This is a genomic window from bacterium, assembly GCA_024224155.1.
Taxonomy (GTDB): domain Bacteria; phylum Acidobacteriota; class Thermoanaerobaculia; order Multivoradales; family JAHEKO01; genus CALZIK01.
Genome location: JAAENP010000064.1, coordinates 1 through 4,491, shown reverse-complemented (window position 1 = coordinate 4,491; position 4,491 = coordinate 1). Strand labels below are relative to the sequence as shown.

Here is a 4,491-nt window from a genome sequence, read left to right as displayed (position 1 = left end):
CCTTCACCGACCGCGGGCACGCCTTCGGATTCGTCACCGGCATCGGGGTCGACGTGATCGAGGGTCTGCGCACCGCGGAGACCAGGACCGAGACCACCGGGCGGTCTTTCCTGTCGTACTTTCACCCCTGGGGGGACGACGAGGGGACCCGGTGGGCACTGGCCCTGTACCGTCACGAGCTGTTGAACTTCGAAGCAGGCTTGGCCTTCGACAATCATCGGAACGAAAAACTACGCTAAGGCCACCGGCCCGCCGTACTCCTCTTCCGGGTCCCGCAATGGTCGCAGCTGGCCACGGGCTACGGTCTCCGACAGCGCAAACGAGTACTGGCCTAGTCCATCCAGTTACAATCGATAAGCCTCCGACGCAAGCCACTGTCGCACGACACGCCTACTCGGCGAACGCGCGGCGGAGCAGCACGAACAGCGCGCCGACCGACGTCGGGTCGCCACGAATCAGCTCGACATGTGATGTGGCAAACTCGGTCGCGGACATGCGGCCGTCCCCGGCCGCGATGAACGACTCGTAGTCGGTTCGAACCGCCGTCGGTGCTTCGGGACGCGGACCGTAGGATACGTCGCTGACGCCTTGGTCGACGACGACCCCGAAGTGCTCTTGATCGACGACGAGCTCGATGTCGAGCGCGTCGGTTGCAGTGACGACGCGGCGTAGTGCCTCCTTCACCGTGACGACCACCGTGCGCAAATTCCCGGGCTTGTTCATCGTTGCTGGTGGAGGCCAGTGGGCCCCGAACGCGGCCAGCTCGAAGAGCACCGGTCCAGTTCGTTCACCCGCGTCGGTCAGCTCGTAGACCATGGCGCGGTGGTCTGTCGGCCGATGGGTGACCAAGCCGTCGGCCTGGAGGGTCTCGAGCCGGGCGGCGAGGAGGTTCGATGCCAACCCGCGGAGCCCCTGGGCGATGTCGTTGAACCTGGCCGGCCCAGCGTGTAGGTCGCGGAGAATCAGCAGTGTCCAGCGATCGCCGAGCTTGTCCAGGGCGCGGGCGATCGGACAGAGGAGCTTGTACGTGCGGTGCTTGGGCATGAGAGGCGACCTGACTCGAGGTTCGGCGCCGGTGATCTTAGCAGAACCGCTTTAAAATTTAATCCAGAAAAGACTTGACTTGAAACTTTAAATTAGCAATCATGGTGAAGAAGCGGCTGGCTCGTTCCCCACGACCGGCCGCCACAACACCTCACCCACTTCCGGGAGGAATCCATGTCCGAAGTCGTCGCAACTCTGCTCGCTCGCAACGAGGCCTACGTCCCCGACAGGCTCCCGGTCACCGGACTTCACTACGACGAGTCCTCGGGCCGCGCCTCCGTCGTCTTCACCGGTGAGAACACGTGAGAAGTACCGGCATGCCGACTACTAAACCTCGCTTCCTCGTGACGACGGCCAACGGACGCACCGGTTCGGCGGCCGTGAATGAGCTTCTTGCCCTTGGCCATCCCGTGCGCGCGTTGGTGACTCGTGACGACTCACGCGCCGCGACCTGGCGCCAGAAGGGTGCGGAAGTCGTGGTAGGGAACATGTTCGACCGACGCGATCTGAGGCGTGCGCTCAGGGACGTGCAGCGCGTCTACCACTGCCCGCCGTTCGATGCGCGACACCTTCATGGCGCGATGCTCCTTGCCCTTACCGCCGAGGAGGCGGGCGTCGAGGTCATCGCACTGATGAGCGGCTGGAATCCCCACCCGACGCACCCATCCGTCATGCAGCGCGAGCATTGGATGGCGAACAACCTGTACCGGCGTCTGCCCGTGGACGTGATCCACATCAATCCGGGGATGTTCGCGTTCACTTACCTGGTCGGGCTGCCGGCGGTGAAGCACTTCGGTGTGCTCGCGCTACCGTTCGGCGAGGGGCTCAGCGCACCGCCATCCAACGAGGACATCGGTGCCGTGGCGGCACACGCCCTCATGAATCCAGAACGGTATGTCGGGCGCTGCCTCAGACCGACGGGGCCGAAGCTCGTCGACTCGGGGGAAGTGGCCAACGTGCTCTCCCAAGTGCTGGAACGTAGCGTTCGCTACCGGGCGATCCCGGAAGCGACGTTCGTGAAGTTTGCCTTGGCCCAGGGCTTCCCACTTTTCCAGGTCGCGCAGGTGCGCCACTTCGCGGCCGAGATGCGTGCGGGCGCGTTTGGTCAACCACCCTCAGACCACGTACGTGAAGTGACCGGACGTGACCCCGAGGACATCGAGACCTTCGTGCGCAGATATGTCGGCGAGCCGTCCCAGGTGATGCCCGGCCTCCGGTTGGGGTCATATCTGAACGCGATCGGTCTCGGGATGAGGGCGATGCTAACGCGCGTTCCCGACCTCGACGCATGGGAGGACTCCCGCGACTATCCGCGCATCCACGCAGGCGAGCTGGCGCACGACAACCCCGACTGGATGGCTGCCGCCGACCGTGGCTCACTGCTTCTGCAGCCCGACAGCCGAGAGACGGGGGCGTCGGGATCGGGGGAGCGTTCCGTCGGCTCCGAAATGGGGTAGCAGCCACATTCGCGAGAATTGTCACTCTAAGGTGTTCGTCCGCGAGATAGGGGTATGGCAACGATTCGCCGGAAATTGGGCCATTTCGTCGTCGGCCAGCGATCATGTCATCTCTGGACGGCTCTCTCGGCGCCCTCGTCCTGCGCTCGCAGGTACCGGAAGACTGTTCGTTCACTGACGGCTAACGCGTTGCCGACCTCCGGAACGGTCAGGCCCTGGGCGGGGTACGCTCGGACAGCGCCGGGACCCTCTCGCGGTGCTCGTCCGAATCGTGGCTATAGCTGATGAAGACGTTCATGGCACGGCGAATGGGCATCATCTTTTCTCCAGGATCCGCTCCCCTCGCTCACGCAGAGAGCCATCGGGCGCGACGTAGCGGTAGAGGGTCGCCTTGGTGATGCCGAGCTCCTGACATAGCTCGCTGACTTTGGTGTCGCGATTGGCCATCGCGGCCTGTGCGACGCGCACCTGAGCCTTGCTCAGCGCAGGACGCCGACCTCCTTTCCGCCCTCGGGCGCGAGCCGACGCTAAGCCGGCGACGGTTCGCTCGCGAATCAGCTCTCTCTCGAACTCCGCCAGTGCCGCGAAGATCGCGAACACCAGCTTGCCGCTCGCCGTCGTGGTGTCAATGCTGGCCCCTTGTCCAGCCAGGACCCGGAGGCCGACGTTCCTGTCCTGGAGCTCCTGGACCAAGTTGACGAGGTGACGGAGGTTCCGGCCGAGGCGATCGAGCTTCCAGACGACGATCACGTCTCCTGGCCGCGCTGCCTTGAGGCAAGCGGCGAGGCCCGGACGGTCGTCTCGCTGGCCGGACGCCTGATCCTCGTAAACCGCGGCGGCCTCGACTCCGGCCTCGCGCAGAGAATCCGTTTGCAGGTCGAGCCTCTGGGAGCCGTCCGCCTTCGAGATCCGCGCGTAGCCGATCAGCACGGGCGTCTCCTAAACGACCGTTTAGGAGACGCTGCCGTGCAGGCCGTCTGAGGTGCTAGAAGCAGTCTCACAACCCGTATCTTAAAGTAAGGTGCTCAAATGTCGACCCCAAACGAAACGAGACGCGGCTTTCCGCGCACCCCATTACAGCTCTGAGGGCGCGCATTGCCGGTCGATTTCCTGAGCGACGAGCAGAAGAACCGATACGGGAGGTTCGCCGGCGACCCCTGCCCAATGCAGCTCGCCCGCTGCTTCCACCTCGACGACGCGGATCGTGCGCTCATCGACCAACGCCGGCGAGAGCACAATCGGCTCGGCTTCGCCGTTCAGCTGGGCACGGTCCGATTCCTCGGCACTTTCCTCCACACAGGCGACGTCCCGAAGATCGTCGTCGACTACGTCGCCCGGCAGCTCGACATCCGACCCTCGCTCCTCAGGCACTACGCAGAGCGCCCAATCACCCAGCACGAGCACGCCGACCTGATCCGCGAAGTCTGCGGTTACCAGAGCTTCAACACCCAACCAGGGCACTTCCGCCTCGTGCGCTGGCTCTTTGCCCGCTCGTGGGTTAGCTCGGAACGTCCGAGCCTGCTCTTCGACGCCGCGACGAGCTGGCTGGTGGAGCGCAAAATCCTCCTGCCAGGCGTGACGACGCTCTCGCGACTCATCGCCCGGGTCCGAGACCGGGCAGCCGCGAGAGCCTTCAGGATTCTCGGAGGCGCGCCGACCATGGCGCAGCGGGGGCAGCTCGAGCAGCTCCTAACAATTCCAAAGGGTGATCGCCACAGCCATCTCGACCGATTGCGCCAGGGGCCAAGGCGCGTCAGTGGACCGGCCTGGTTGGCGCCTTGAATCGCCTGGAAGAGGTGCGCCAGATCCGCGTTGGGCATGTCCTGCTGGACCGGGTTCCTCCTTCGCGGGTCAAGGCGTTGGAACGCTACGCCGCCGCCGCGTGGGATGGCGCGGAACACCGCGTCGAGGCCGCGCTGCTGGCGGTAGACGTTGGCGCGGAAGCGGCCGACCTCGGGAATCGCGTAGGCGAAGTCGAGCTGCAGGTGCT

At 64.8% G+C, this 4,491-nt stretch carries 6 protein-coding genes; 4 read left to right on the top strand and 2 right to left on the bottom strand.

From position 1 onward, the window contains the following. Positions 1-239 (top strand): hypothetical protein (locus GY769_04065; GenBank protein MCP4201090.1); only part of this gene is annotated, 239 nt, incomplete at its 5' end. A 151-nt stretch (positions 240-390) separates the two neighbouring features. On the opposite strand, the gene GY769_04060 is transcribed toward GY769_04065, so the two are convergent. After that, positions 391-1,044 (bottom strand): helix-turn-helix transcriptional regulator, encoded by a 654-nt coding sequence (locus GY769_04060; protein ID MCP4201089.1) that lies wholly within the window; start codon positions 1,042-1,044, stop codon positions 391-393. A 317-nt stretch (positions 1,045-1,361) separates the two neighbouring features. Between GY769_04060 and GY769_04055 the strand changes: the two genes are divergently transcribed. After that, on the top strand, positions 1,362-2,501 hold the full coding sequence (locus tag GY769_04055; protein MCP4201088.1) for an NmrA family NAD(P)-binding protein: 1,140 nt from the start codon (positions 1,362-1,364) through the stop codon (positions 2,499-2,501). Positions 2,502-2,816: 315 nt separating this feature from the next. Here GY769_04055 and GY769_04050 read toward each other — a convergent pair whose 3' ends face one another. Next, complete coding sequence (locus GY769_04050; protein MCP4201087.1) at positions 2,817-3,431, bottom strand: recombinase family protein; 615 nt, start codon at positions 3,429-3,431, stop codon at positions 2,817-2,819. 165 nt (positions 3,432-3,596) lie between these two features. Between GY769_04050 and GY769_04045 the strand changes: the two genes are divergently transcribed. Together GY769_04045 and GY769_04040 are read left to right on the top strand one after the other, a co-directional pair. Next, positions 3,597-4,283, top strand: a complete 687-nt coding sequence (locus GY769_04045; protein ID MCP4201086.1) for a DUF4158 domain-containing protein — start codon at positions 3,597-3,599, stop codon at positions 4,281-4,283. Further along, on the top strand, positions 4,280-4,491 hold a 212-nt coding region (locus tag GY769_04040), incomplete at its 3' end, for a hypothetical protein (protein MCP4201085.1). The genes GY769_04045 and GY769_04040, both read left to right, overlap by 4 nt.